A 22,509-nucleotide genomic window follows, 5' to 3' on the forward strand; every position below is an offset into this window, starting at 1 on the left:
GAATGACCGCTCAGGTTGCCGAAGCGCGCTTCCGGCTCTCCCGCACAGCCACGATCCCCCTGGCGTCGAATTCCACGCGCTCGAATGTGTCGAAACCGAACTCGTTCAATGCCTTCAGCGCCGCGTGCGAGTTGTAGTTGGTGACGCCGGCGGTTCCCTCGCGCAGTCTCGGAATCTCGGAAGTGTTGCGCGCGTACAGTAGTGCGGTGTCCGAGCTCCGATTGCGTCATTCCGCCCGTGCGATCGTTCTGGACGAGCGGGACAGCATTCTGCTGTGCCGGTTCGATGTTCCCGAAGGCGCGATGTGGGCGACGCCCGGTGGCGGTGTCGAGGCCGGGGAAACGGTCATCGCCGCGCTACGTCGCGAGCTGCGGGAAGAGGTCGGGCTCGAGGTCGACACGCCCCCGCACGTCTGGCACCGCCAGATCGTCGCACCGGGACATATGCGCGGTTTCGACGGCGTCGTAGAGGATTACTTCTTGGTTCGTACCACGGCTTTCGAGCCGAACGGCGCGCTGTCCGCCGCCGAATTGGCCGCCGAGAACATCGCGGAGTTCCGGTGGTGGCGGTGGGCGGAGATCACCGCCTATCGCGGGCCGGACCTGTTCGCGCCGCGCTGCCTGGTCCGGGCGCTGATCGACCTGCTCCGCGACGGCGTCCCCGCCCATCCGGTCGAGCTGGGATGGTGAGCCCCGCTCACCGTCGGTGACCGTAGAGGACCTCGTGCAACGCCCGCGCCAGTTTCCGCTGCAATCCCCGCAGGATCGCCACCGTCCGCTCATCGGAGAACCCGGTGGTGATCGACCACTCCACACCCGATCCGAATACGTCGCCGGCGAAGGCGAATTCGGTGGCGATCAAGGTTCGCCGCCAATCCCTGGCGCGCAACGGTTCCTCGGCGATCAGCAGCGAACGCAACCGACCGCCTTCCGCGAGCAGATCCGCCGCGTCCAGGAAATCCATCGCGACCGCCAAGGCGTCCGTGCAGCGCGCGGGCCCGTTCCATTCGCCCAACCCGTGGATCAGCACCTCGCGTTCCTCTTCCGACAGCGCGATCGTCACGGGAAACTCCGAATCCATTCCACGATCATCTCCCGTCGCGGAACCCGGCGTCGGATCGCGGCGGGCGGCCCGACGCCGTGGGCGGGAGCTGGAGCGCCCTGTGCTCGAACCCGCCGACGCCGTCCGGTGGCGATGCGGGAGGATTCGCTGCGCCGTCAGTTGCGCAACGTGAGTGCGACGTCGGCCTTGTCGTCCGGCTCGCCTTCGGCCCAGTTCTCCACGTGGATGTTGCGGACGCCCGATTGCCCCGGCCACAGGAACATGTCCCCGAATGCCGAACTGCCGTCCAGATCGCTGGTATTCGAGCTTTCGCCTTCGTAGAAATTGACCAGCCCCTCGGTGACCCGAATGAAGCCGCCCTCTTGCTGCTGGAGCGCGTAGGTCACCTCGACCCTGATCTCCCCGCCGCACGCGGCGGTGACGCGGATTCGTGTGGTGGCCCCGACTTCGATGGCACGAGGGGTGAGTCGGACCTCCCGATTGCAGCGTTCGTTGCTGCCGAAGTTCTCGTAGTCCATGATCCGGAACACGACGTTGCCGGTGACCGTCCGCGGCGCGGCCTGGGCGGACGCCGCCAGTGCGGGCAGTCCGACACCCACCGCGACACCCACCGCGAGCGCTCGCCACAGAACGGAGCGGCGGTGGCCGGAATTCGAGCGCGGAATTGTGAACGTCGACGGATTTCCCTGAGACAAGGACATGATGTGCTCTCCCCCAAGCATGTGTGTATGTCGTCTGGGATATCGAAGAATTCCCGGACGTTGTTACCCGCGGTGGCGGTCGAGTGTCGGAATCAGGGTGCGGGCCGGAGCAGACCGTCGATCGTGCGCCGGGCGAGGGCCGGGCTCTCGGCGTCCTCGAGTCGCAGGGCCAAGTTGACCGCGTACAGCACGGCATTGACCTGGAAGGCCGCGGCCTCGGGATCGGTGTCGGCGATCTCGCCGTCGGCGACCGCGTGTCGGAACTGTGCGGCGAGTCGGGCGATCCAGGTGCGTTGTTGGTGGACCAGGAGGTCGCGGACCGGCCCGGGTCGGCTGTCGAAGATCGGCAGGTTCGCGCCCCAGAAACAGCCGCCGGCGAACAGTGGTCGCTCGGCGTAGTCGATCCACCGCTCGATCAGGGCGCGCAGGCGCGCGGCGCCCGCGGGGGAGTCCGCACGCGCCGGGGCCGATGCCGCCGAGGAAGGAGTGTCCGATGGAAGGCGCAGTGCCGGAACGGACCGCGATCGCGGACGAAGTGACCGAGCACTCGGGACGTGACCGGTCGACGGCCATCGTGTGGGTGCTGTGCGCGGCGGCGTTCATGGCGATGCTCGACGTCTTCGTCGTCAATGTCGCGTTCACGGCGATCACCGAGTCCTATCGCGGGCATTCGCCGGCCGAGGTGAGTTGGGTCCTCAACGGATACGCGATCGTGTATGCCGCACTGCTGATCCCGGCCGGACGGTTGTCGGACCGGTTCGGGCTCAAACCCGGCTTCCTGCTCGGGCTGGGGGTTTTCACCGCGGCGAGCGTGGGTTGCGCGGTGGCCCCGTCGCTGTGGGCGCTGGTGGTCTTCCGGATTCTGCAGGCGGTGGGGGCCGCCGCGCTCACACCGACCAGTTTGGGATTGTTGCTCACGGTCTTGCCGCCGCGTCGCGTACCGGGCGCGGTGAAGGTCTGGGCGACAGTGAGTTCGGTCGCGGCGGCGTTCGGTCCGGTGGTCGGCGGCGCGCTGGTGGAGGTGTCCTGGCGCTGGGTGTTCCTGATCAACCTCCCGGTGGGTCTGCTGGTCGGCGCGGCGGCCCTGCGGTTGTTGCCGAAAGTCCCGGTGCGGGAGAAGGTCCGGGTTCCCGACCTGCTCGGAGTGGCGTTGTCGGCCGTGGCGATCGGCGCGCTGTCGATGGGGTTGGTGAATGGCGGTGAATGGTCGTGGGGGAGCGGTGCGACCGTCGGAACACTCGCCGTCGCGGCGATCGCGGGCGCCCTGTTCGTGGTGCGGACGGCGCGGCATGCGAATCCGGTGGTGTCGCCCGCACTGTTCCGGGTGTCGACGTTCGTGTGGGCCGATGTCACCGTGCTGGCGTTCTGCACCGCGTTCGGGGCTTGGTTCCTCGGCCTGGCGCTGTGGCTGGAGAACGCGGCCCACTTCGGTCCCCTGCACACCGGGCTCGCGCTGGTTCCCGGACCGATCACCGTGGCGTTGATCGCCGCCCTCGGTCGATCGCTGACCGCGCGGATTCCCGTGGGAGTCGTTGTCGCGCTGGGGAATCTGATGTTCGCGGCGGGAGTCGCGCTCGTGCTGGTCTGCGCGTCCACGCCGGTGTCCTACGCCGCCGACGTGCTGCCGGGCTGGGTGCTCTCCGGCATCGGCATCGGTCTGGCGCTGCCGAACATGATCGCCTCCGCCACCGCCGATCTGCCACCCGACCAGTCCGCCACCGGCAGCGCCGTGGTGAACACCGCTCGGCAACTCGGCTACGTACTCGGCGTCGCGGTCCTGATCGCCGTGCTCGGATCACTCGCGGTGGCCCCGGACCAACTCCTGACCGCGTTCCGCCACGCCCTGCTGTTCATCGCCGTTGTCGCCGTCGGCGGAGCGCTCACCGCACTCCGACTGACCCCGCGCGGCCGGTCGCGGGATTCGGAATAGCTAGGGCGACGGTGCGGATCAGCGGGGGACGAGCGTGAGGGGCAGGGTGCGCAACCGTCGGGATAGCAGGCTCGGCACCCATTGCGGGTTCGCGGTGTCGGCGGTGAAGCCCGCGACGGTGGCGTCGAGGAGGAATTCGATGCCGATGCGGGTTTCGAGGCGGGCCAGCGCCGCGCCCACGCACAGGTGGGCTCCTCTGCCGAATGCCATGTGGGAACGCCGTGCCGAGGGGCGCAGGTCGATGCGGTCGGGGGCGTCGAACCGACGCGGGTCCCGGTTGGCCGCACCCCAGGCGAGGTAGAGGTGTGCTCCGGCAGGCAGATCGACCTCGCCCAGGGAAGTGTCGCGCACGACGTGGCGGAAGTGTCCTCGAAACGGTGATTCCAGGCGCAACGCCTCCTCGACGAACGCCGGGATCAGGCCCCGGTCGGCGCGCAGTCGGGCGAGGACGTCCGGGTGCCGCGCCAGCAGCCACACCGAGGCGCCGAGCAGGCTGATCGTGGATTCGGCTCCGGCGGCGACGAGTTGGATCAGGATCATCACCGCGGTGTCGTGATCGACGTCGCCGTCCGCGACGACTCGCGCTAGGTCGCCGAGGAGGTTCGCGCCGGGTTCGGCCGTCGCCGCGGTGAACGCCGCGGTGAGGTGGGCGGCGAGTTCACCGACCGCCTCGGTGGCCTCGACCGACTGCTCGGCTGTGACGACGCCGTCGAGCAGCGCGGTGGAGGCGAACGCCCACCGCACCAGATCGTCGACGTCGTGGGCCGGCAGACCCAGCAGTTCGGCGACCACGAGCATCGGGACTCGCTCGGCCACCGCTCGGACCCAGTCGACGCGACCGTCGGCCAGTCCCCGTTCCCACGACCGGCGGAACGTGGTTTCGATGAACGGGGTGAGCGCGCGAACCCTGGAGGCGACCAGCGAGGGCAGCACCATCCTGCGGTGTTCGCGGTGGATCGGGTCGTCGGCGGTGGCCAGCACGTGCAGCGGCGACCCCGGTTCGGCTATGGGGAACGCCGTCACCGTCCCGTCTTCGTGCCACACCATCGTCGCGGTGAGATTCGAGGAGAAGTCCGCGGGGCGTCCGACCGCCTCGGCGATCAGTTCCCACGAACTCACCAGATAGAACGGCGACTCCCGCAATCGGTGGACCGGCGACCTCTCGCGCAGGTGCTCGAAATACGGATACTCGGCGTCGAGGAAGGGCATGTGAACAGCGTCGATCCCCCCGTGAACTTCCCGCAAGACCGCGCGGTGAAGTCGATATCCCAGGGTGCGGGAGCGCGGTCGAACAGTCTCACGTCGCATGCCCTGACGTTCTCGAACGCCCGCGACGAAAGGTGCATCCGTCTCATACTGAGATATGGCCCAGGATTGGCTCGTCGGTCCCGACCGCGGCGACAGCGCCCGCGAACGCCTCTACACCATCGCGGGCGACCTGCTCGCCGAGCGCGGCATCGATCGTTTCGACATCAACGACCTGGTCGCCCGGGCGCACTGTTCCCGTGCCACGATCTACCGGCACACCGGTGGCAAGAAACGACTCGTGGAAGCGGTGTTCCTGCGGATCGCTACCCGGATCACCGCCACCGTCCGACGGGCCGTGGACGAGTCCACCGGTGTCGACCGGGCGCGCACGGCCTTCGCGCTGGCGCTGCGCGAGATACGCGCCGATCCCGTCGCCCGCCAGTTCCCGCGGTCGCACAACGCTCCCGGCGGCGCGCGCATCGCCGTCGACTCGCCCGCCGTCTCGGCGATCGCCGCCGAACTCGTCGGCCTCGACCCCGCCGACACCGTCCGCACCTCGCTGGCGGTGCGTTCGTTCCTCGCACTGCTGCTCTGGCCGCCGTCGGACCCGACAGACGAACCGCGTCTGATCGACGCCCTGGCCCGCGGGTTGCTCGCGGCCGAGGACCGCGCCTCGAATCCGTCCCGCCGTCAGGCCGACGGTCTGGCAACGAGGTCGACAGCCGCGGGCTGGCCCACAACGGTTCGATTCGGCAATCCGTGATGTCGAGCGAGAGAGGTGCGACGTTGACGATCGAATACGGTCCGGTCACACAGATCGCCTGGGTGACCGCCGATATCGAGGCGACCGAGAAACTGCTGTCCGGCCCGGTCGGCGCGGGGAAATGGACGCGGCTGCCCGATACGGTGTTCGGCCCGGAGACGACCGTGTTCCGTGGCGCACCAGCGGATTTCACCGCGCACGTGTCGCTGTCCTATATCGCCGACCTGCAAGTGGAGTTGATCCAACCGGTGCGCGGAATCAGTATCTACACCGAATTCCTCGACCGCTGCGGGCCGGGACTGCACCACGTGTGTTTCGAACCCGCGGATTTCGACGCCGCCCTGGCCGAGGCCGACCTGGAGGTGATCCAGTCCGGTGACATGCACGGCGCGATGCGTTTCGCGTACCTCGACGGCGCGGCGGCCGGCGTGCCCTACATCGAGATCGCCGAGATCGGCCGAGCCATGCGCGCGTTCTACGAGCATGTCAAGGCCCGAGCCCACTGAGGCTCAGCCGGTTCGGGTAACTCACGGTCGGGACATGTAGGTCGGCGGTGTGGGGTTCAGACCGAAGCCTTATCCGCGCTCGCCCGGTGTGCGACGGACGCGCGGACAGTCAGCGGGGGAGCGGGTGGGCTCGGAAGAAGTCCCAGATCGCGCGGGTGGCGTCGAGGGAGGTGGTGGTCGTGCCGGTGATGAACTCGGGGGTGACCAGCGCGCTGCCCGGCCAGGTGTGGCCGCCGCCGAGGATCGAGTAGAGCACGACGGCGCCGTCGGCGGGGCAGTCGTAGGTGGTGAGTTCGACGTCGGCGGCGACGGACTGTCGGGTCGGCGTGCCCTGGCAGCCGTTGCGGCGCGCCCAGGCGGCCGCGCTGTCGGGAACGCTCTTCGGGCCGGGGCCGTTGACGTTGGGTCTGCCGCCTTCCTGTCCGCTGGGCAGGCTGCCGTCCGGGGAGGGTAGGAAGCGCGCGTGCGGGCCGGGGCCGCCGGTGTAGGCGACGATGGGGTCGGTGGTGCCGTGGAAGGCGATCACCGGCACCGGGCGTTTCGTCTCACACCGGTCGAAGTCCTGCAGGCCCGCGACGGGGGCTATCGCGGCGAGGCGTTCGGACAGTTGGCATGCCAAGGACGAGGTGGTGAACGCGCCCATGGACAGGCCGGTGACGTAGACGCGGCGCTCGTCCACGCACAGGGTCGACTCGAGGTGGGTCAGCAGATCCGACAGGTAGACGATGTCGGTGCTGCCGACTCCGAAATCCCAGCGGGGCAGCCCCGGTTCGTTCAGTTCCGGTGTGGCGGTGATGAATCCGTGTGCGGAGCCGAAGGGACCGATGCCGCTGCCCGCGCGTTGCAGGGCGGCGGGTTCGAGGTAGCCGTGCAGGTCGACGACCACCGCGGTGGGTTTGTCGGCGCCTGCGGGGACGTCGAGGATGTAGTGGCCTGTCTTGCCCGCCGCGGCGAACTGCCGGGTCGAGGTTCCCTGCTGCGCGGTCGCTGTGCCGCACCCCGGCGACGGCGCGGTGTCGTCGGCGGAGGAGGTGGCCGCGAGTGGCATCGTCATCGCTACGGCCGCCAGCACCGCGATCGGTATCCGCGGGCGCGACTGGCGCCTGCCGGCGCGTCGCCACAGTGAAGAGGCTCGTTCTCGCACGGCGGTAATCGTCGCACCGCGTCGTGTCGAGTCGGCGCATCGCGGTCAAGTTTGTGAGAGATCACAAGTGTGCCCGCCGTCGGTTCGGCATCACCCGAACCGGGCGACGAATCGTTGCCGGTCCATCGAACCAGCCGGATCTCGACGGTGTACCAGAACTTCGGTCGGGTGCCGGTCGACATCCGCGACCGTGACGAGCGCGGTCATCCGGGCGATCGTCCGCTCGCGAGATGGTCGTTCTCGGCGGCATAGTCGAAGGTCCCGCAGAACGGGCCGCGCTCGAGGCCGGGAAGCGCCCAGGTCCGATCCGCACGCCGCACCGCCGAGGCGGTGAGCCAGTCGATTTCGGCCCCGACGGTGGCGGCGTAATCGCCGACGGGGCGATATCCGAGGGCGGTGGCGGCGCTGGTGTCGAGCACGATCGGCGGTCGCGAGTCCCAGGGGTGGCGGCCGAGTTCGGGATCGACGTGTTCTTCGAGGAGGATCTCGTCCCAGTGGTGTCCGAGGTGCGCCGCGACGACCGCGGCGATGCGGCGACCGGTCGGTGCGTCGGGGTCGGCGCTGTTCACTATGCGGCGGCCGGGCGTATCGGCGACGGTGTGGACCAGCGCCGCGAGGTTGACCGCGGCGGTGGTGTGGTCGACTCCGACGCCCGCACCGGCCAGCAGGATCGCCGGCCGCCGGTCGAGCGCGCGTTTGACGAAATGCCATTCCCGAGGTCGGCGCGCGCCGACGCCGTGCACCTTCGAGGCCCGCACGACCGTCACCGCCGCGCCGGAGTCGAGCAGCACCTGTTCGGCGGCGACCTTGTTCGCGCCGTACCCCGCCGGGGTGGTGTAGTCGCCCGCGGCGGGTGGGAGCGTGGCGTTCGCCTCCGTGATCGGTCCGCGAAATCGGGGCGCGTCATCGGAATTCACGTGGCGTCCGGCGTCGTCCACGTACACGGCCTTGCTGGAGATCATCACCGTCGAGGGCGCGTCCCGCGCGAAGGGGCTCAGTTGTCGTGCGTGCTCGGCCGTGAAACGCAGGCAGTCGACCAGTAGGTCCGCTCCGGTCCCGTAGGCGCGGGCCAATTCGGCGTCGTCGTGACGGTCCACGACGATCGACCGCGCGCCGGCCACGAGAAGGTCGGCGGGCATCCGGGTCGGATCGCGGCCGAGCAGATCGACCGTCCATCCCGCCGCGAGGAGACGGCGTGCGATCGCCGAACCCACCACGCCCGCCCCGCCGAGGATCAGTGCCCGAGCCATACGGCCACTGTATCGACGCGCGCCGGTTCGCCGGTCCCGCGACGGGTTCCGGCTGTTCCTCGGCATGGAGAGCCCCGCTCGGACCATCGGCAACTCGGCGGTGCTGCGGGCCGCCTCCGGGCGCCGATCTGGGGAACACCTGTCGCCGCGAAATTCCAGGGCAGGCACTTGCGCCGGGTGGGTGTTCGCGTTAATACTTATCCATATGGCTAAGTATTCGGTGGTGTTGGACGGCGTCTTCGCCGCACTCGCCGACCCCTCCCGCCGCGCGGTGGTCCAGCGGCTGGGATCGGGTCCGGCCAGTGTGAGCGAGCTGGCGGCGGCCACGCCGATGACCTTGCCGTCGTTCATGAAGCACATCCGTGTGCTGGAAACCAGTGGCCTGATCCGGACGGTCAAGGTCGGCCGCGTGCGCCGATGCGAACTCGACCGCGAACGGTTCGGGCTGATCGATGACTGGCTCGACCGGCAACGCCGCGTCTGGGACGAGCGCACCGACCGTCTGGAAGCGTTCGTGACCGACGCCCCTACGCACACCGAGGAGTCCCCCGATGAATCCTGAACTCGATCTGACCCTGCGACGCGTCATCCGCGCCCCCGCGCGCGAGTATGGGACGCCTGGACCGACCCGGAGAGTCTGGCGCAGTGGTGGCTGCCCGCGCCCGTCCGGTGTCTGGTCGACAAACTCGAAATCCGACCCGGGGGCGCCTTCGTCACCAGGATGAGCGAGGACGGTGTGGAATTCGTGCCGCACCTGAACGCCTGCTTCCTGGTGGTCGACGAGCGTGCGCGCCTGGTGTTCACCACCGCCCTCGACAGCGACTGGCGTCCGGCCGCGGCCGCGCCGGTGGCGATGACGGCCGAGATCACCCTGCGCGATCATCCCGACGGCACCGACTATCACGTCCTGGTGCGTCACGGTGATCCGTCGGCCCGGGCCCGGCACGAGGAGCTCGGCTTCGCGGACGGATGGGGAACGGTCACCGGGCAGTTGGCCGCCTTCGCCGAGCGGCTCGTGGGAAACCGCACGTGAACGGCCCATAACGCCACGGCATTGCGGTTCGCGAGACCTGAATCCTCAGGATCGGCGGCGCTTGCCCGGCGTTCACTCGGTCGCGGCCTCGCACCGATAGCGTCCACCTTCGGACAGCACGCCGAATTCGCGCGGATCGCGCTCCCGGTTGCCCTTTGCTTGTCGGATGAACAACGGATACGCGCGCGCCGCGGCGCTCACTATCGTCGAATCCGCGAGACATCGTGTCGCTCCCGGTGATTCGCGATCCACTCGAGCCGTCTTCGTCGGGGCGCATACAGAAAGCGGACAGAGCCCATGCAGATATTCGTGTCCCTCGTGGTGATCGTCTTGCTCGGTGGCCTGCTCGCATCCGTGGGCGGATTCGGGGCGGTGGTCGTCTACGCCATCGGCGCCGTCGTCACGGTGCTCGTGCTGTCCTTGGTGCTCAGCGCCGTGGCGCGACGGCAGGTCACCTACACCGTCGCCGCGCCGCGCGGTGAGGTGGTCGGCCTCGTCTACGCCGAATTCAAGAAAGTGGGATGGAAAGAAGTGAACGGCCGCGGCGAATTGAACTATCAGTCGCGGGGCATCGGCGTCGGCGTCCAGGGCCGCAAGCACCCGGTGTTGAGCATCGACTTCCAGGACCTGCCCGGCGGCGGGACACAAGTGGACCTGTGGATGTCGGAGTGGGAGTCGGTGCTGGGCATGGTGCCCGCGTGGGACCGGGTACTGTCCAAGCGCTGGACGCTCGGCCGTCGTCTCGCCGGTGCTGCGGCGGTCTCCAAGATCGCGGGCTGAATCGCCGCCCCCCGGCGAGCTACTCGTAAATCGCCCTGCCGCAGCAGGAAGACGCGATCGCCCGGCCGCATACCGCCGACCCGGCTGCCGGTACTCCACGATTCCTCGAATACGTGGCTTGCCGGGGTCCGCGCGATCGCCTCCCGATACCGCGGCGGTGGACTCGCGCACCACGATAGGGTCGGTCGGATGGCCACGCCCGCGAACGAGCAACCGGCGGCCCACACCGCCATCGTCGGCACCACGGCGGTCGTGATCGTGCTGCCCCGCAGCACGTACATCGCCCCCTCCGATGCGCCGACAACCGCCGACGCGTGGACCTCCGCACTGCTCGACAACGGCGCGCAACCGTTGCGCGGCAACGACTTTCCCGGCAATCCGACACCTGGCTGGACCGTCACCATCGGGCCGGGCGTCACCACGGTCCGGATAACCGGCCCGGCCGGGCTCGGCGACCTCTACGAAGGCGAACTGCCGGCCGAGACGTCGTGGCGCGACCGTGTCGCGGGCATGCATCACCTGGGCATGGGCTTGGTCGTCATCAGCGGCACAGCCGATTCGCCGACCATGGACGGCGCGCTGAAAATGATGAAAGCCGAACGCGCGGTGTGGGTGCGAGCCCGAACCGCCCTCGGCTGAGGAGGCTGCCGAAGGTGACCCGGACCATCGGTTCCGGGTTCATGGCGCGAGCGCGTCGAGAACTTCGCGGGCCGCGCGTCTGCCCGAACGGACGGCGCCGTCCATGTAGCCGGTCCAGTAGTCGGCGGTCTCGGTGCCCGCCCAGTGGATCGGTCCGACCGGATCGCGCAGCGCCGGACCGTATTCGGTGAGTACCCCCGGCGCGCTGACCGCTACCGGACCGCCCCGCGACCAGGGATCGAGATCCCATTTGTAGATGCCGTAGTCGAGGAAGTCGTTTGCCTCCGGTCCGAAGAAATCGACGAAATCGGCGATGCATTCGGCGACGATCCGGGATTCCGGCGCGTGGTCGAGTCCTCGCATGGCGTCGGCGGAGAGGAAGCCCATCAGGATGTGCCGTCCTTCGGCGTAGCTCTCGAAGGTGACGTCGATCGGCTTGCCGTCGCCGTAGACCTGCCCCGACAGCCCTTTGTCCCGCCAGAACGGACGGTCGTAGAGCGCGGCGAATTTGCTGACCGCGCCCATGTGGTACCCGTCGGTGAGCCCGATCCGCGCCGCCGGCAGCCCCGGTGCGTAGTCGATCAGGCCGCTGATCGCGGGCGACATCGCCACGATCGCGCGCCGTGCGCGGAAATCGCCCGCGTCGCTGCGGACTTCGACGCCGTGCTCGGAGTGGGCGATGCCGCGAACGGGTGCGTTGTAGACCATGCGATCGCCCAGGGCGGCGGCCATGCGCAGCGGAATCAGCGCCGCGCCGCCTTCGAAGAGGCTTTCCTGCGCGCCCCCGTCGGTACCGAGCAGCCGGATCAGCGTTCCCGGATTCGCCTCGTCGCCCGCCGCGGCGATGTAGTTGATGAAATACAGCGCCGACACCTCGTCCGGTCGCACCGACAGCGGTGCGGACATGGCGACCTGGGTGAGGACCCGGGCGGTCGGCGTATCGGCGATCTGCGCGCAGTACTGGCCCCAGGTCAGCGAGTCGAGGTACCGCGCGTCGGGATGCTTCCAGGGTTCCCCGACCGGAAACGGGGCCAGCGCCTGCACCTGCGCCCGTGCCAGCGCCGCGCCCGCGCCGATCGTCTCGGCGTGCAGGGGTAGCGGCACCGCGGCGGGCATCCGTGTGCCTGCGCCGCCGTGCCAGAACACGCTGTCGCCTTCGTTGTAGGTGCGGATCGTGCGGACGTCGTACCGTCGTGCCAAGGCGGCGATGTGGTTCTGGGTCGGACCGATGAACTCGGCCCCGGCGTCGAGGGTCGCGCCGAGCCGGGTCGAACCGATGTTGTGGACGCGTCCGCCCGCTCGTGCGCGCGCCTCGAGGACTAGGACCGACGCGCCGGATTCGGCGAGTGTCTCGGCGGCGGCGAGCCCCGACAGTCCCGCGCCGACGACGATCGCGTCCACGACTTCCGATGTCGGCGCCGCGGCCGTGCGGCCGATCCCGCCCGCGACACTGACCCCCGTCACGATGCCCGCCCCGAGTGCGCCGCGCAGAAACGTGCGGCGTGAAGCTTCATGGTTCATGGATGTGCGTCTCCTCGACTCCGTCACCCGATCCAGCAGGGAGAACGCTAGCCATTCGAGATGTTGGACAGTTGACCTAGAGTTGCGTTCTCATTACGGTTTCATGTGGTATTCATCTCGCTTCGGCGAGTTACGGCCGTGTCGCACGCCCCGGGACGGCCCCCGCATCCGCGCGGTGCGCCGTCGCGGCGAGCACGGCGAGCGATCGAGAGGTGGGCGTCACATCGTGCGGGATCTGTCGACTCGATCGCTAATGTCGTTGTGGTGACTTTCGATTCATCGCAGTGGCGACCCGTTCCCGGATTCGAGAATCTGACCGACATCACCTATCACCGGCATGTGGAGCAGGGCACGGTGCGCGTCGCTTTCGACCGGCCCGAGGTGCGTAACGCGTTCCGTCCGCACACCGTCGACGAGTTGTATCGGGTGTTGGATCACGCGCGGATGAGCGCGGATGTGGGTGCGGTGTTGGTCACGGGTAACGGTCCGAGTCCCAAGGACGGGGGGTGGGCGTTCTGTTCGGGTGGGGATCAGCGGATCCGGGGGCGTAGCGGGTATCAGTACGCGGGTGGGGAGACCGCCGACACGGTCGATACCGCGCGTGCGGGGCGGTTGCACATTCTGGAGGTGCAGCGGTTGATCCGTTTCATGCCCAAGGTGGTGATCGCGTTGGTCAACGGGTGGGCCGCGGGTGGGGGGCACAGTCTGCACGTGGTGTGTGATCTGACGTTGGCCAGTCGTGAGCACGCGCGGTTCAAGCAGACCGACGCCGATGTGGGCAGTTTCGACGGTGGTTACGGCAGCGCGTATCTGGCGAAGATGGTGGGGCAGAAGTTCGCGCGGGAGATCTTCTTCCTGGGCAGGGCGTACACGGCCGAGGAGATGCACGCGATGGGGGCGGTCAACGCGGTGGTCGATCACGGCGAGCTCGAGGCGGTGGCGTTGGAGTGGGCGGCGCGGATCAACGGGAAGTCGCCGCAGGCGCAGCGGATGTTGAAGTACGCGTTCAACCTGCTCGACGACGGTCTGGTGGGTCAGCAGTTGTTCGCGGGCGAGGCGACCAGGATGGCGTACATGACCGACGAGGCGGTCGAGGGCCGTGACGCGTTCCTGGAGAAACGCGCCCCGGACTGGACCCCCTACCCCTGGTACTTCTGACCGACGCCGTTCTCCCACCGGCCGAGTCGGCGGGGTGGGGCCAGGACACAGGTTACGATTCGGCGGTGCCGTGTGTATTGCGTGATGGGGTCCGGGTCAACTACCGCGATTCGGGGGGCGACGGGCCTGTAGTGGTCTGCGCCCATGGGTTTTTCATGGATTCGACGATGTTCGGTGTGCTGGAGACACACCTGTCGCGGCAGGGTTGGCGGGTGCTGTCGGTCGACGCCCGCGGGCACGGCGAGACGACGGTGTCCGATCCGGACGCGCCGTTCACCTACGACGACCTCGCCGCCGACCTGTCGGCGGTCATGGACGACGCGGGCGTCGATTCGGTGGTGCTGGTCGGGATGAGTCAGGGCGGGTACTCCGCGCTGCGGGTGGCGTTGGCCGAACCGGCCCGCGTACGCGCGCTGGTGCTGATGGACACCGAATCCGAAGCCTCCAACGCCGAGCAGCGGGCCGGCTACGAGGAGTTGTTCGCGGCCTGGTGCGACGAGTCGATTCCCCTCGAGCCGATCGCGCGTCAACTCGCAGGCGGGTTGATCGGCGGCAGCGAGCAGGATCGCGAGCCGTGGATCACCAAGTGGCTGAAGAGTGATCGGCCCGCCATCCGCAGGGCGGCGGACTGCTTGATCCATCGGACCGACGTCACCGCGGAACTGCCGCGCATCACCTGCCCCGCGTTGGTGCTGCGGGGAGAGTTCGACGAGACCAGCACCGAGCGGAAGTGCGCGGTACTGGTCGAGGGCCTGCCGAACGCGCGGCCGCAGGTGACGATCGAAGGGGCCGGTCACGGTGCCTGCGTGACGCATTCGGACGCCGTCAACGCCGCCGTGGGCGATTTTCTGAGCACTCTGGGCTGACGGTCCTCGCGCACGGCTCGCCGTGGTTGCGGGTGAGCTGTGCGCGGCCTACCCGCACGCCGTCGACGGCAGGGGAGGATCGGCGAGATGCGGCGGGCCGCAATACGGCCCGCGGACACCCAGGAACATCAACATCGGTGGGACACCCGACAATTCGACCTGGGTGATCTGGACGTTGACGCTGGTGAGCTCGCCGGTCCGCAGATCGCGCAGGTGCATGTAGGGCTGCGGGCGGCCGGCACCGACCTTCTGCGATTCCCACATCCGCGCGAAATCCGGATCGCCGCTGAGCTCGCTGAGCAGTTGCAGCGCCCAGTCCGGGCTGCCGTACCGTCCCATCATCCATTGCAGCCAGTGCACGGTCAGTTCGGCTTCGGCCTCCCACTCCACCATCACCTTGCGGCTGGCGGGACTCTGGAAGAACCACCGCAGCACGTTGCCGAATTCCATGAGTTCGGGCCATGCGGCGGCGTAGGCGTCGTTGACCTCGATGATGTTCCAGCGCTCGTCGAGATATCCGACCAGATGCGGGTCGAGGCCCTGCGCCGCCCGCCGCATGTCCGCCGAGATCGCTGTCCGATAGCTCTCGACCGGCACGGGATCGGCTGCGCGCGGGCCGATTTCGATGCGTTCGGCGAGATACTTCAGATGATCGCATTCGATCGGCGTCAGCTCCAGCAACCTGGCGAGGCCGTCGCAGAACGCGGGTGTGGGGTTGCGTTTGGAGCCGTTCTCCAGTTGGGCGATATAGCTGGTGGACATGTACATGCCCGCGATCGTGGACGCCGTGGCGAGCGCCTGGCGGGTCAGGCCGAGTCCTTCTCGCCGATGGCGGATGAATCCCCCCAGCGAGGGCGGCTTCAACTCGCGTCTGGTCGCGCCCCCGCCCTCCGTTCGATCTGTCACCCGCGCAACTGTATTCGATCTCCTCGGCCGGGCCGCGTCGAACATGCACTCACCAGTGCTAGCGCTCGATTCAGCAAGCCGAACCGGTCGACATCGGCCGCCGGATCAGGTTGCATGGGGCGCAACGGATTTGGGCGGAGAACCAAGGATGGCCCGCGGGCCGCTCGCCGAAGAGAACTGTTCACCCCGAGCCCGCTGCGCGCCGCCGCCGTCCGGCTACGCACTGTTTCGGACAACAGGAAGGCCGCCCAGTGGAAATGTCGTGGCAGCGCCGGTGGAGGGGGCCGGCGCTGCCACGACAGAGCGAGCCGCCGACGACCGATCTCCGCGCCACCCGCCACGAACCCAGGACCGAGAACCGATGACCGACCTGTCGACACCGACCGCGCACGACGACCCGTTGATCGTCGCGACGACCGCGGGAGGCGAGCCCGGCGCAGCCCTGGCGCTGGCTCTGCTCGCCTCGACCCGACCGAATCTGTCGCTGGTGATCGCCGCCGACGAGTTCACCGACCACCGGCGCGCCCGATTCACCCGGTACCTGCTCGACACGCTGGGGCGCTCGGACGTTCGCGTGGTGCCCGGCATCTGCCGTCAGGAGGACGGCCGCTACCGTCCGCCGACCAGTCGCTACTGGGCCGCCCACCGATTGACGCCCGACCACGTCACCGTCACCGACCGCGACACCTACACCGCGGTCGCCGAGATCCTGCACGCCCACCCGGGAGCCACGGTCCGGGTCTGCAATCACGCGCCTTTGACCGACCTCGCCCACCTGCTGGCCCTCGATCAGGGCGCGCACACCCCGCTGGGCCTGGCCTCGCGTCTGACCGTCTGGCAGAGCGGCGGCGGACTCGGCGGATCGGGGGAGCGACCCGAACCCCGCTTCGCGGTCGACCTGACCGCCGCCCGCACGGTGCTGTTGACGGCGCGCAGGATGCGTTTGGTGCTGCCCGCGCGCACCGCGCACCTTCCCGCCCTGGAGCCCGGTTCGGTGATCCACCGGGCCCTGGCCGGATCGCACCGCCCCTGGGCGGCGCTGCTGCTGGCCCATCTCGATCAAGCTCGACACGCGACGACAACCGCGGGTCACCTGGCCGACGTCGTCGTCGCCTCCGCCGCGGCGGGGCACGGATTCGTCGACTTCACCTCCACCGGATTCACCCTCGGCGAGCACGGCCGCCTCATCGTGGGGCCGGGCGACTTCGAGGTTCCGATGTCGACCTCGGTGAACTCCGACGCCGTCCTGGACTGGGCGCTCGCGCCCCTGCTCGGCGACGGGATCGGCCGCCGGGCGCCGGTCCGCGCCCTTGGTTGACCGAAGTCAATGACGCGTGCTAGATATTGCGATGCCATGCCGAAGAAGGACGCTCCCTCCGCCAGGGAAATCAAACGCGGGCAGACCCGGGAACGGCTGCTCGGCGCCGCCATCGTGGAATTCAAACGCGCGGGAATCGCCGAGGCCGAGGTCGGCACGATCGTGGCCGCCGCAGGAGTCGCCCACGGCACGTTCTTCTTCCATTTCCCGACCAAGGAACACGTCCTGCTCGAACTCGAGCAGCGCGAGGAATCCCGCATGGCGCAGGAATTGACGCGCGTCCTCGGTGCGGACGCCGATCTGCGCGCGGTGCTCACCGAGAGCGTGGTGGTCCTGAAGGCGCTCGAACGGCGACTGGGCAAACCACTCTTCAAGGACTTCCTGGCACTGCACTTCTCCACCAGCAAGCCGCCGGACGAGGAGTGGGCCGGGCACCCCTTCATCATCGCGGTGGTGGAGAAGATCGAGCTCGCGCACCGGCGCGGCGAGACCAACGGCCGCACCGACTCCCTGCACCTCGGCGTGTTCTTCCTGCTGGGGCTCTACGCGCTGCTCATCACGCTTCCCGCCGACGACGCCGTGCGGGACGAGGTGGTGTCGCAATTCGTCGAGACGAGTCTGCACGGCATGGTGGCGAAGTGACTCGTCGAAACGCTCTGCCGTAGCGGTGTTGTCGCTCGTTTCGGTTCTCAGGTCCAGAGATAGATCCCGAGCAGTGCCGCCCACAGCACGATCAGCCAGAGGTCGGTGGCGATGCGCAACCAACGGGGCGCGGAGCGGACCTCCATGAAGTAGCGGAAGATCAAGCGGCACTTGATCAGCGCGAGAACGACGATGGCCGTGACGAATTCGTCACTCAGGTCGGTGGTGAGCGCGGCGTGGCCGGGGACGAACTGCCAGGCCAGGACGGTGGTCGCGGCCAGGATCAGCCACACCCACACCAGGACTCGCCTGTCGTGCGAGTGCCGCGTCGGGTCATCGGTGGTCATCGAAGTCACCTCATCAGGTAGAGGATCGCGAACAGGACGATCCACAGCAGGTCGACCATGTGCCAGTACAACGCGCCCTGTTCGACCAGAGCCGCGTTCGGTCGGGCGCCCGCGCGCAGGTGTCGACCGACGATGCCCAGGATCAGCAACCCGAGCAGCAGGTGCGCCAGGTGCACACCGGTGAGGACGTAGTAGAAGCTGAAGAACTCCTCGGACAGGGTCAGTCCTGCGGCGATCGCGTGCTGCCACTCGTAGAACTTCAATGCCGCGAACACCGCCCCGCACGCGCCGGCGGCGAGCAGCAGGCGGCGCGCGACGACCGATTCGCCGCGCCTGACCTCGAGCACGGCCAGCGCCGCGAGCAGTGAACTGCTGAGCAGGACAACGGTGTTGGCGACGCCGACGGCCATGTTCAGGTGCTGTTGTCCCGCGGCGAAGGTTTCGGGTGAGCGCGCGCGGAAGACCATGTAGGTGAGGAAGTAGCAGCCGAAGAAGAACAGATCGCCCAGGACCATCACCCACATGTGGATGTCGCCGGGCAGGCGGACCCGGTCGGCGTCTCCGATGGGCGCGGGGCGTTCGCGTTCGAAGACGGTCATCGGCTGGCCTCCTCGCTGTAGAGGGGCGGTGTCCGTGCGGATTCGGCGCGTCCGGCAACACGCATGATCGGCAGTAGACAGGCGATCCACAACCCGAAGACGACGACCGCGATGTAGAAGGTGATCATGCCGTTCCAGGCGAACGCGCCGGAATGGAACACCCACATCTGGGTCGCGATCACCTCGGTGACGATCTGCCAGATCGAGAGGTAGGCAAACCATTTCGGGAACACCTGGTTGCGGTCGTAGAAGATGGCGATCGCCAGCACGGCGTAGGCCGCGGTGAAACAGCCCAGAGATCCGTTGTAGGACAGCATGCCCAGGTCGTAGAGCAGATGGACGACCTCGGGGTCGCGCTCGGGGCGGAAAGTGGCCGTGAGCCAGCACGCCAACAGCAGATGGAATCCCGGCAGCGCGCCGACGCCCATCGCCGCGATGTAGGCATAAGCGAGCACCGACCCCGAGGACATGCGCTTCATGAAGTAGCCGATGATCCCGTTGGAGATCGCTGCCCCGCCGGCCAGTACGAGCAGGATGCCGAAGCCGAACTGGATTCCCCAGCGGTGCTGGGCGAACCAGTCGACCACCTGGGTCGCGTCCACGTCGGGCCGCGGCGGCGGTGTGGCCCGGCCCAGGAACACCACGCCGATCGAGAGCGCCGCGTAGAAGATCGAGAACGACCAGTAGGTGATCCGGACATCGGCGCCGCCGCGTCGCCCGGCGGAGGGGACGACGGTGGTCACCGGGTTTCCCTCCTGTCGAATTCGTCGCGCGCTTGTCGCGCGAGCGCCCCGCGCACCACGAAGAACATCACCGCCACGAACAGCGCGAACGCGCCGTTGCGCAGCCAGAACGAGACGAACCCATCCCAGGCCAGCGGTCCCTCCCGGAATACCGCCGCGCCCGCGGACGGGACCATGGCCGAGCCGGTGAGGATCGAAAACGGTGCGACCCAGCGCGGAAACACGGGGCTGTCGCGGTCGTCGAAATACACCGCGGCCGCCAGCAGGGCGAACTGGGCCACCAGCATGCCGATCGGCGCGATGAACAGAATCCATGCCAGGTCGTTGAGCGCCTGCACGATCTGCGGATCGCGATCGGGACGGAACGCCGCCACCGCGAACAGGATGTCGGACACCGCGAACAGCGTCGCGCCCGCCACGACTCCCGACAGGTACGAGAAAGCGAAGATCCGGCTCTGCCCGCGCATTCGGGCCATCTGCGCCATGATCAGCACGAAGAACGGCACGATCAGGATGCCGCACAGGTTGAACCCCACCATGCTGAACCGGGTCGGCGCGGTGTTGTCCTGATAGAAGCGCGCTACCTGTTCGGCCGTCATCGACGGCGACATCGGTGGGAAGAACCCGGGGAACGCCACGAACAGCACGCCCAACACCAGCGCGACCACCGGCGTCGACCACAGCACCGCCCACTGGGCGCGCAAATCACCACTGTCCTGGCGTCTCTCGCCTGCGAGGAGTCGCATCGAAGATCCCCTCCGAATCGGAAACTCCCCGAAGCATCGCAACTATCCTGACTCAAGTCAATGAGTCCAGTCAGTTCAGTCTCAGGGGGAAGTTCCGATCGATCACCGGACGGACCCGCCGCGCGGCCATCGCCTCGGTCATCCGCTCGAGCCCGTTCCGACTGCCTACCGCGATGCGGCGGATCGACAGGTAGGCGTTGCCGAACGGATTGCCGTCTCCCACCGTCACCGCCGGTCCCGGTTTCGCGCCGACCATCGTGACCTCGGCGGTGTAGGCCGCGCTGCGCACCGATTTCGGCAATGTCGCCATGCCGACCGCGTCCACGACCCGGTCGACTCCGTCACCGCCGGACAGGTCCCACACGCGCCGATCCCATTCCGGATGTTCTTCGCGCGCTACGGCCCGCTCGACTCCCATCGCGCGCAGACGTTCGGCTTTGGCGCGCGTCGAGGTGACCGCGAGGACTCGCGCCCCGAATCCGAGAGCGTGTTGGATCGCGAACAACGCGACCGGCCCGGTGCCACGATCAGCACCCGGGAATCCGCCTGTCATGCCGCGCTGTCCCGCGTCGCGTCGATGCCGATGTATTGGTGGTCCAGCCGGATTCGGCCCTCGCCGTCCACCGCGAGGACGTCGTAGCCGCCGCCGATGGTCACCCCCGCCAGGTCGACCATTCCCATCCGAAACCGAGCAGGTTCGCCGACAATCGCGCCACGGGACCGCGCGCCACGAACAGGTGTCCCGGTTCGACGAACATCTCGTAGGCTCGCCGCACGCGGCGCTCCAGCGCGTCGTGGCCCCGCACCTCCAGCGGCGGTGTCGGAAATGCGAGCGCGGAGGCGGAATCGCGCATCGTCTGCGGCGGATCGACCAGCACCTGGGCCCCGTCCACCGCCCACAACGCGCGGATCAGGGTGCGGCGGGCTTCGGCATAGGGTTCGTTCCATTGCGCCAGATAGCGCCGGGCGAGGTCTTCGTGATCGGTCATGGGAACGAGCTTTGCCACCTCGGCGCGCCGGGTGCTGAACCTGCCGGAATGGGGCCGACACGTCACCGAGTCGTTGCGCGCCCGCGCATTGCGCAGCCCCGACCCCGATCTGGACACCTTCATCGCCGAACTGGACGGCTACCTCCCCGAGGTGGACCCCGGCCCGGACCACCTCGGTTTCGCCGTGCCGCTGCGACTGCGCTCGGCGCGGGGCGAACTCCGGTTGATCACCACCGTGACCTCGTTCGCCACCGCTGTCGACATCACGCTGTCCGAATCGCACCTCGAGGCGTTCCTCCCCGCCGACGAGCGCACCGCCGACATCCTGCGCGGGCGCTACCACCCGCCGACCCGTGCGGTCGGGTCGTGATCAGGGTGCGCGGGCGCAACCCCCCCGCCGACCCACGCGGTCGAGGCGTGATCGGGCATTCGGGGGAGCCTGCCGCAATGGGACGGTCGCCCGGGCGGGCGTCTTCCGTGGAGGAGGAAGCGGAAAGTTCGCGGGAATGTCGGCGGATATTCTCGGGGGATGTCGATAGTTCGTCCGGTAGAGGAGTCGGTAAGTTATCGAATATTCTCACCGGCGCAGGTGAGTGACGGTTTCCGGTGATGTTCTCGTCCGGCCGGGCTGGACCGGATGTTGACTCCGTCCGGAGGCAGGCATACATTTGCTCACTGTTTGTATGATCGTTCGGTCCGGCCGTGTGGCGTCGGACACGATGACGTGGTTCTATCGGCTGTGGACACCGCGGTCCGGTAGGAAGATGGACAGAGGTCCAGGTGCGGTGACGGTGTGGTCGCCGCGCGGTGGGGGAGTCAGGTCGCCGCTCGCGGCGATCCATCGCGGCGCTCACCGCGCCGCCCGAAGAGGAACACACGATGATCAGCTTCACTCCGACGAAGCGGCGAGCGGGCCGGTCGTGAACGGCGCATTCGATTCCGTCTTCGTGAACGCGCGCTCGACCGCACGGGACGAGCAGAGTCCCGCCGACGCGGTGTCGGCCGGACTGCTCACCCCCGATGTCCTTCTGGCCGCCGTCGCCGGGCACCTGCCCGACGGTCCGCCCTTGGCGGTGTGGGCGCGCGAGTTGTCGGATCTGCACGCCGTGCTGCTGACCCACCGCATCACGCCGGGACGCCGTGCGGTCGATTTCGATCACGCGCGGATCGGCGCGCAGGTGCGTGACACGATCCGGGCGGTGGACGAGTGGGCCGCCGCACGGTTCCCCGGCGCTTGCGGGGCGCGTCGCAGCACGCACTCGCTGGGCGAGGTGATCAGCCACGTCGCGCGCACCTATGTCGAGGTCTGGTGGGCGGTGCGGCATCGGGCCGATCACCAACATCAGGCGTGGGCCCATCTGGCCGAGGTGCGCGACGGTTACGCCGACCTCGTCGCCGACCTCGCGGCGGGCCGGGTCAAATTGCCGGTCGGTTGGCGCGGTGTCGACGTCGACCATCGCACGGCGGCCGTGAGCGGCAGCGAGGTCTAGCCGGTCCCGGACCTCGGGTCCGGGACCGACATCGGCCCGCTCGTGCTGACCGCCCTGCTGTACGGCCTGGGAACCACGGTCCCGATGGTTGTCGGCGCCGCGATCGGGCTGCGCTACGACCTGCCCCG

29 protein-coding genes and 1 pseudogene are annotated in these 22,509 nt (G+C 68.5%); 14 read left to right on the plus strand and 16 right to left on the minus strand.

All coding sequences use genetic code 11. From position 1 onward, the window contains the following. The first annotated feature begins 206 nt into the window (after window positions 1-206). Window positions 207-689 carry an NUDIX domain-containing protein gene (locus tag ON30_RS29550; RefSeq protein WP_040712733.1) on the plus strand — a complete coding sequence of 161 codons (483 nt, stop codon included), beginning with the start codon at window positions 207-209 and terminating at the stop codon, window positions 687-689. 7 nt (window positions 690-696) lie between these two features. Here ON30_RS29550 and ON30_RS29555 read toward each other — a convergent pair whose 3' ends face one another. The 3 genes from ON30_RS29555 to ON30_RS42420 all read right to left on the minus strand — a co-directional run bounded on the left by ON30_RS29555 (window position 697) and on the right by ON30_RS42420 (window position 2,269). Next, complete coding sequence (locus ON30_RS29555; RefSeq protein WP_040712704.1) at window positions 697-1,080, minus strand: hypothetical protein; 384 nt, start codon at window positions 1,078-1,080, stop codon at window positions 697-699. A 137-nt stretch (window positions 1,081-1,217) separates the two neighbouring features. After that, window positions 1,218-1,763, minus strand: a complete 546-nt coding sequence (locus ON30_RS29560) for a hypothetical protein (protein WP_157183930.1) — start codon at window positions 1,761-1,763, stop codon at window positions 1,218-1,220. A 92-nt stretch (window positions 1,764-1,855) separates the two neighbouring features. Further along, window positions 1,856-2,269 carry a TetR family transcriptional regulator C-terminal domain-containing protein gene (locus ON30_RS42420; protein WP_373282656.1) on the minus strand — a complete coding sequence of 138 codons (414 nt, stop codon included), beginning with the start codon at window positions 2,267-2,269 and terminating at the stop codon, window positions 1,856-1,858. Between ON30_RS42420 and ON30_RS29565 the strand changes: the two genes are divergently transcribed. Continuing rightward, on the plus strand, window positions 2,257-3,693 hold the full coding sequence (locus ON30_RS29565) for an MFS transporter (protein WP_083911777.1): 1,437 nt from the start codon (window positions 2,257-2,259) through the stop codon (window positions 3,691-3,693). The genes ON30_RS42420 and ON30_RS29565 overlap by 13 nt on opposite strands. A gap of 18 nt (window positions 3,694-3,711) precedes the next feature. Here ON30_RS29565 and ON30_RS29570 read toward each other — a convergent pair whose 3' ends face one another. Beyond that, window positions 3,712-4,902: a cytochrome P450 gene (locus ON30_RS29570; protein WP_040712707.1), complete on the minus strand. Its 1,191-nt coding sequence runs from the start codon at window positions 4,900-4,902 to the stop codon at window positions 3,712-3,714. A 154-nt stretch (window positions 4,903-5,056) separates the two neighbouring features. Between ON30_RS29570 and ON30_RS29575 the strand changes: the two genes are divergently transcribed. Both ON30_RS29575 and ON30_RS29580 read left to right on the plus strand, forming a co-directional pair. After that, window positions 5,057-5,704, plus strand: coding sequence for a TetR/AcrR family transcriptional regulator (locus ON30_RS29575; protein ID WP_063719967.1), 648 nt, complete (start codon window positions 5,057-5,059; stop codon window positions 5,702-5,704). Between the two features lie 23 nt (window positions 5,705-5,727). Then, window positions 5,728-6,210, plus strand: a complete 483-nt coding sequence (locus ON30_RS29580; RefSeq protein WP_040712742.1) for a VOC family protein — start codon at window positions 5,728-5,730, stop codon at window positions 6,208-6,210. Window positions 6,211-6,319: 109 nt separating this feature from the next. Here ON30_RS29580 and ON30_RS29585 read toward each other — a convergent pair whose 3' ends face one another. Continuing rightward, entirely contained in the window at window positions 6,320-7,264 is a 945-nt protein-coding gene (locus ON30_RS29585) for a CE1 family esterase (protein WP_040712709.1), read from the minus strand. Between the two features lie 293 nt (window positions 7,265-7,557). Beyond that, window positions 7,558-8,604, minus strand: coding sequence for an NAD-dependent epimerase/dehydratase family protein (locus tag ON30_RS29590; RefSeq protein ID WP_040712711.1), 1,047 nt, complete (start codon window positions 8,602-8,604; stop codon window positions 7,558-7,560). A 205-nt stretch (window positions 8,605-8,809) separates the two neighbouring features. Here ON30_RS29590 and ON30_RS29595 point away from each other — a divergent pair, with 205 nt between their 5' ends. Both ON30_RS29595 and ON30_RS29600 read left to right on the plus strand, forming a co-directional pair. Next, on the plus strand, window positions 8,810-9,166 hold the full coding sequence (locus tag ON30_RS29595) for an ArsR/SmtB family transcription factor (RefSeq protein WP_040712713.1): 357 nt from the start codon (window positions 8,810-8,812) through the stop codon (window positions 9,164-9,166). Beyond that, a pseudogene (locus tag ON30_RS29600) lies at window positions 9,156-9,637 on the plus strand (SRPBCC domain-containing protein). Before ON30_RS29595 ends, ON30_RS29600 begins: the two are co-directional and overlap by 11 nt. Before the next feature lie 72 nt (window positions 9,638-9,709). Here ON30_RS29600 and ON30_RS41860 read toward each other — a convergent pair. Further along, complete coding sequence (locus ON30_RS41860) at window positions 9,710-9,838, minus strand: hypothetical protein (protein ID WP_281004764.1); 129 nt, start codon at window positions 9,836-9,838, stop codon at window positions 9,710-9,712. 96 nt (window positions 9,839-9,934) lie between these two features. Here ON30_RS41860 and ON30_RS29605 point away from each other — a divergent pair, with 96 nt between their 5' ends. Continuing rightward, the gene (locus ON30_RS29605; protein WP_051030141.1) at window positions 9,935-10,417 is read left to right on the plus strand and encodes a hypothetical protein; all 483 of its coding nucleotides are present in this window, start codon (window positions 9,935-9,937) and stop codon (window positions 10,415-10,417) included. 189 nt (window positions 10,418-10,606) lie between these two features. Further along, on the plus strand, window positions 10,607-11,056 hold the full coding sequence (locus ON30_RS29610; RefSeq protein ID WP_040712715.1) for a hypothetical protein: 450 nt from the start codon (window positions 10,607-10,609) through the stop codon (window positions 11,054-11,056). 39 nt (window positions 11,057-11,095) lie between these two features. Here the strand turns inward: ON30_RS29610 and ON30_RS29615 are convergent, their stop codons facing one another. Further along, on the minus strand, window positions 11,096-12,577 hold the full coding sequence (locus tag ON30_RS29615) for a flavin monoamine oxidase family protein (RefSeq protein ID WP_040712717.1): 1,482 nt from the start codon (window positions 12,575-12,577) through the stop codon (window positions 11,096-11,098). A 264-nt stretch (window positions 12,578-12,841) separates the two neighbouring features. On the opposite strand from ON30_RS29615, the gene ON30_RS29620 reads away from it, so the two are divergent. Both ON30_RS29620 and ON30_RS29625 read left to right on the plus strand, forming a co-directional pair. Continuing rightward, window positions 12,842-13,735, plus strand: coding sequence for a 1,4-dihydroxy-2-naphthoyl-CoA synthase (locus tag ON30_RS29620; RefSeq protein WP_040712747.1), 894 nt, complete (start codon window positions 12,842-12,844; stop codon window positions 13,733-13,735). Window positions 13,736-13,866: 131 nt separating this feature from the next. After that, window positions 13,867-14,601 carry an alpha/beta fold hydrolase gene (locus tag ON30_RS29625; RefSeq protein ID WP_281004766.1) on the plus strand — a complete coding sequence of 245 codons (735 nt, stop codon included), beginning with the start codon at window positions 13,867-13,869 and terminating at the stop codon, window positions 14,599-14,601. Window positions 14,602-14,649: 48 nt separating this feature from the next. Here ON30_RS29625 and ON30_RS29630 read toward each other — a convergent pair whose 3' ends face one another. Next, window positions 14,650-15,507 carry a helix-turn-helix transcriptional regulator gene (locus ON30_RS29630; protein WP_245554283.1) on the minus strand — a complete coding sequence of 286 codons (858 nt, stop codon included), beginning with the start codon at window positions 15,505-15,507 and terminating at the stop codon, window positions 14,650-14,652. A gap of 361 nt (window positions 15,508-15,868) precedes the next feature. On the opposite strand from ON30_RS29630, the gene ON30_RS29635 reads away from it, so the two are divergent. Both ON30_RS29635 and ON30_RS29640 read left to right on the plus strand, forming a co-directional pair. Then, on the plus strand, window positions 15,869-16,825 hold the full coding sequence (locus tag ON30_RS29635) for a hypothetical protein (protein WP_040712722.1): 957 nt from the start codon (window positions 15,869-15,871) through the stop codon (window positions 16,823-16,825). 36 nt (window positions 16,826-16,861) lie between these two features. Further along, complete coding sequence (locus ON30_RS29640) at window positions 16,862-17,467, plus strand: TetR/AcrR family transcriptional regulator (RefSeq protein ID WP_040712724.1); 606 nt, start codon at window positions 16,862-16,864, stop codon at window positions 17,465-17,467. A gap of 47 nt (window positions 17,468-17,514) precedes the next feature. Here ON30_RS29640 and ON30_RS29645 read toward each other — a convergent pair whose 3' ends face one another. The 7 genes from ON30_RS29645 to ON30_RS29670 all read right to left on the minus strand — a co-directional run bounded on the left by ON30_RS29645 (window position 17,515) and on the right by ON30_RS29670 (window position 20,891). Continuing rightward, the gene (locus tag ON30_RS29645; protein ID WP_040712751.1) at window positions 17,515-17,814 is read right to left on the minus strand and encodes a cytochrome C oxidase subunit IV family protein; all 300 of its coding nucleotides are present in this window, start codon (window positions 17,812-17,814) and stop codon (window positions 17,515-17,517) included. Between the two features lie 5 nt (window positions 17,815-17,819). Then, window positions 17,820-18,413, minus strand: coding sequence for a cytochrome c oxidase subunit 3 (locus tag ON30_RS29650; RefSeq protein WP_051030142.1), 594 nt, complete (start codon window positions 18,411-18,413; stop codon window positions 17,820-17,822). Further along, complete coding sequence (locus ON30_RS29655; RefSeq protein ID WP_040712727.1) at window positions 18,410-19,156, minus strand: hypothetical protein; 747 nt, start codon at window positions 19,154-19,156, stop codon at window positions 18,410-18,412. Before ON30_RS29655 ends, ON30_RS29650 begins: the two co-directional genes overlap by 4 nt. Next, window positions 19,153-19,902, minus strand: a complete 750-nt coding sequence (locus tag ON30_RS29660; RefSeq protein WP_040712730.1) for a hypothetical protein — start codon at window positions 19,900-19,902, stop codon at window positions 19,153-19,155. The genes ON30_RS29655 and ON30_RS29660 overlap by 4 nt, the downstream gene beginning before the upstream one ends. Window positions 19,903-19,972: 70 nt before the next feature. Further along, window positions 19,973-20,455 (minus strand): zinc-binding dehydrogenase, encoded by a 483-nt coding sequence (locus ON30_RS29665; protein ID WP_051030143.1) that lies wholly within the window; start codon window positions 20,453-20,455, stop codon window positions 19,973-19,975. Beyond that, window positions 20,452-20,577, minus strand: a complete 126-nt coding sequence (locus ON30_RS41865; RefSeq protein ID WP_281004765.1) for a hypothetical protein — start codon at window positions 20,575-20,577, stop codon at window positions 20,452-20,454. Before ON30_RS41865 ends, ON30_RS29665 begins: the two co-directional genes overlap by 4 nt. Continuing rightward, window positions 20,556-20,891, minus strand: coding sequence for a hypothetical protein (locus tag ON30_RS29670; protein WP_245554284.1), 336 nt, complete (start codon window positions 20,889-20,891; stop codon window positions 20,556-20,558). The genes ON30_RS41865 and ON30_RS29670 overlap by 22 nt, the downstream gene beginning before the upstream one ends. Here ON30_RS29670 and ON30_RS29675 point away from each other — a divergent pair. Both ON30_RS29675 and ON30_RS36570 read left to right on the plus strand, forming a co-directional pair. Further along, on the plus strand, window positions 20,890-21,261 hold the full coding sequence (locus ON30_RS29675) for an MmyB family transcriptional regulator (protein ID WP_169334966.1): 372 nt from the start codon (window positions 20,890-20,892) through the stop codon (window positions 21,259-21,261). The genes ON30_RS29670 and ON30_RS29675 overlap by 2 nt on opposite strands. Before the next feature lie 550 nt (window positions 21,262-21,811). Then, on the plus strand, window positions 21,812-22,381 hold the full coding sequence (locus ON30_RS36570; RefSeq protein WP_051030144.1) for a hypothetical protein: 570 nt from the start codon (window positions 21,812-21,814) through the stop codon (window positions 22,379-22,381). Window positions 22,382-22,509 lie beyond the last annotated feature (128 nt).

The sequence above is a fragment of the Nocardia takedensis NBRC 100417 genome (assembly GCF_000308695.1).
Classification (GTDB): domain Bacteria; phylum Actinomycetota; class Actinomycetes; order Mycobacteriales; family Mycobacteriaceae; genus Nocardia; species Nocardia takedensis.

Bases quoted from the DNA above. Each gene is read 5' to 3' on its own strand.
- ON30_RS29555 (WP_040712704.1), bottom strand. From the start codon at position 1,080: ATGGATTCGGAGTTTCCCGTGACGATCGCGCTGTCGGAAGAGGAACGC.
- ON30_RS29560 (WP_157183930.1), bottom strand. From the start codon at position 1,763: ATGTCCTTGTCTCAGGGAAATCCGTCGACGTTCACAATTCCGCGCTCG.
- ON30_RS29565 (WP_083911777.1), top strand. From the start codon at position 2,257: ATGGAAGGCGCAGTGCCGGAACGGACCGCGATCGCGGACGAAGTGACC.
- ON30_RS29570 (WP_040712707.1), bottom strand. From the start codon at position 4,902: ATGCCCTTCCTCGACGCCGAGTATCCGTATTTCGAGCACCTGCGCGAG.
- ON30_RS29575 (WP_063719967.1), top strand. From the start codon at position 5,057: ATGGCCCAGGATTGGCTCGTCGGTCCCGACCGCGGCGACAGCGCCCGC.
- ON30_RS29585 (WP_040712709.1), bottom strand. From the start codon at position 7,264: ATGACGATGCCACTCGCGGCCACCTCCTCCGCCGACGACACCGCGCCG.
- ON30_RS29590 (WP_040712711.1), bottom strand. From the start codon at position 8,604: ATGGCTCGGGCACTGATCCTCGGCGGGGCGGGCGTGGTGGGTTCGGCG.
- ON30_RS29595 (WP_040712713.1), top strand. From the start codon at position 8,810: ATGGCTAAGTATTCGGTGGTGTTGGACGGCGTCTTCGCCGCACTCGCC.
- ON30_RS29605 (WP_051030141.1), top strand. From the start codon at position 9,935: ATGCAGATATTCGTGTCCCTCGTGGTGATCGTCTTGCTCGGTGGCCTG.
- ON30_RS29610 (WP_040712715.1), top strand. From the start codon at position 10,607: ATGGCCACGCCCGCGAACGAGCAACCGGCGGCCCACACCGCCATCGTC.
- ON30_RS29615 (WP_040712717.1), bottom strand. From the start codon at position 12,577: ATGAACCATGAAGCTTCACGCCGCACGTTTCTGCGCGGCGCACTCGGG.
- ON30_RS29635 (WP_040712722.1), top strand. From the start codon at position 15,869: ATGACCGACCTGTCGACACCGACCGCGCACGACGACCCGTTGATCGTC.
- ON30_RS29640 (WP_040712724.1), top strand. From the start codon at position 16,862: ATGCCGAAGAAGGACGCTCCCTCCGCCAGGGAAATCAAACGCGGGCAG.
- ON30_RS29645 (WP_040712751.1), bottom strand. From the start codon at position 17,814: ATGACCACCGATGACCCGACGCGGCACTCGCACGACAGGCGAGTCCTG.
- ON30_RS29650 (WP_051030142.1), bottom strand. From the start codon at position 18,413: ATGACCGTCTTCGAACGCGAACGCCCCGCGCCCATCGGAGACGCCGAC.
- ON30_RS29660 (WP_040712730.1), bottom strand. From the start codon at position 19,902: ATGCGACTCCTCGCAGGCGAGAGACGCCAGGACAGTGGTGATTTGCGC.
- ON30_RS29665 (WP_051030143.1), bottom strand. From the start codon at position 20,455: ATGACAGGCGGATTCCCGGGTGCTGATCGTGGCACCGGGCCGGTCGCG.
- ON30_RS41865 (WP_281004765.1), bottom strand. From the start codon at position 20,577: ATGGTCGACCTGGCGGGGGTGACCATCGGCGGCGGCTACGACGTCCTC.
- ON30_RS29675 (WP_169334966.1), top strand. From the start codon at position 20,890: ATGGGAACGAGCTTTGCCACCTCGGCGCGCCGGGTGCTGAACCTGCCG.
- ON30_RS29670 (WP_245554284.1), bottom strand. From the start codon at position 20,891: ATGACCGATCACGAAGACCTCGCCCGGCGCTATCTGGCGCAATGGAAC.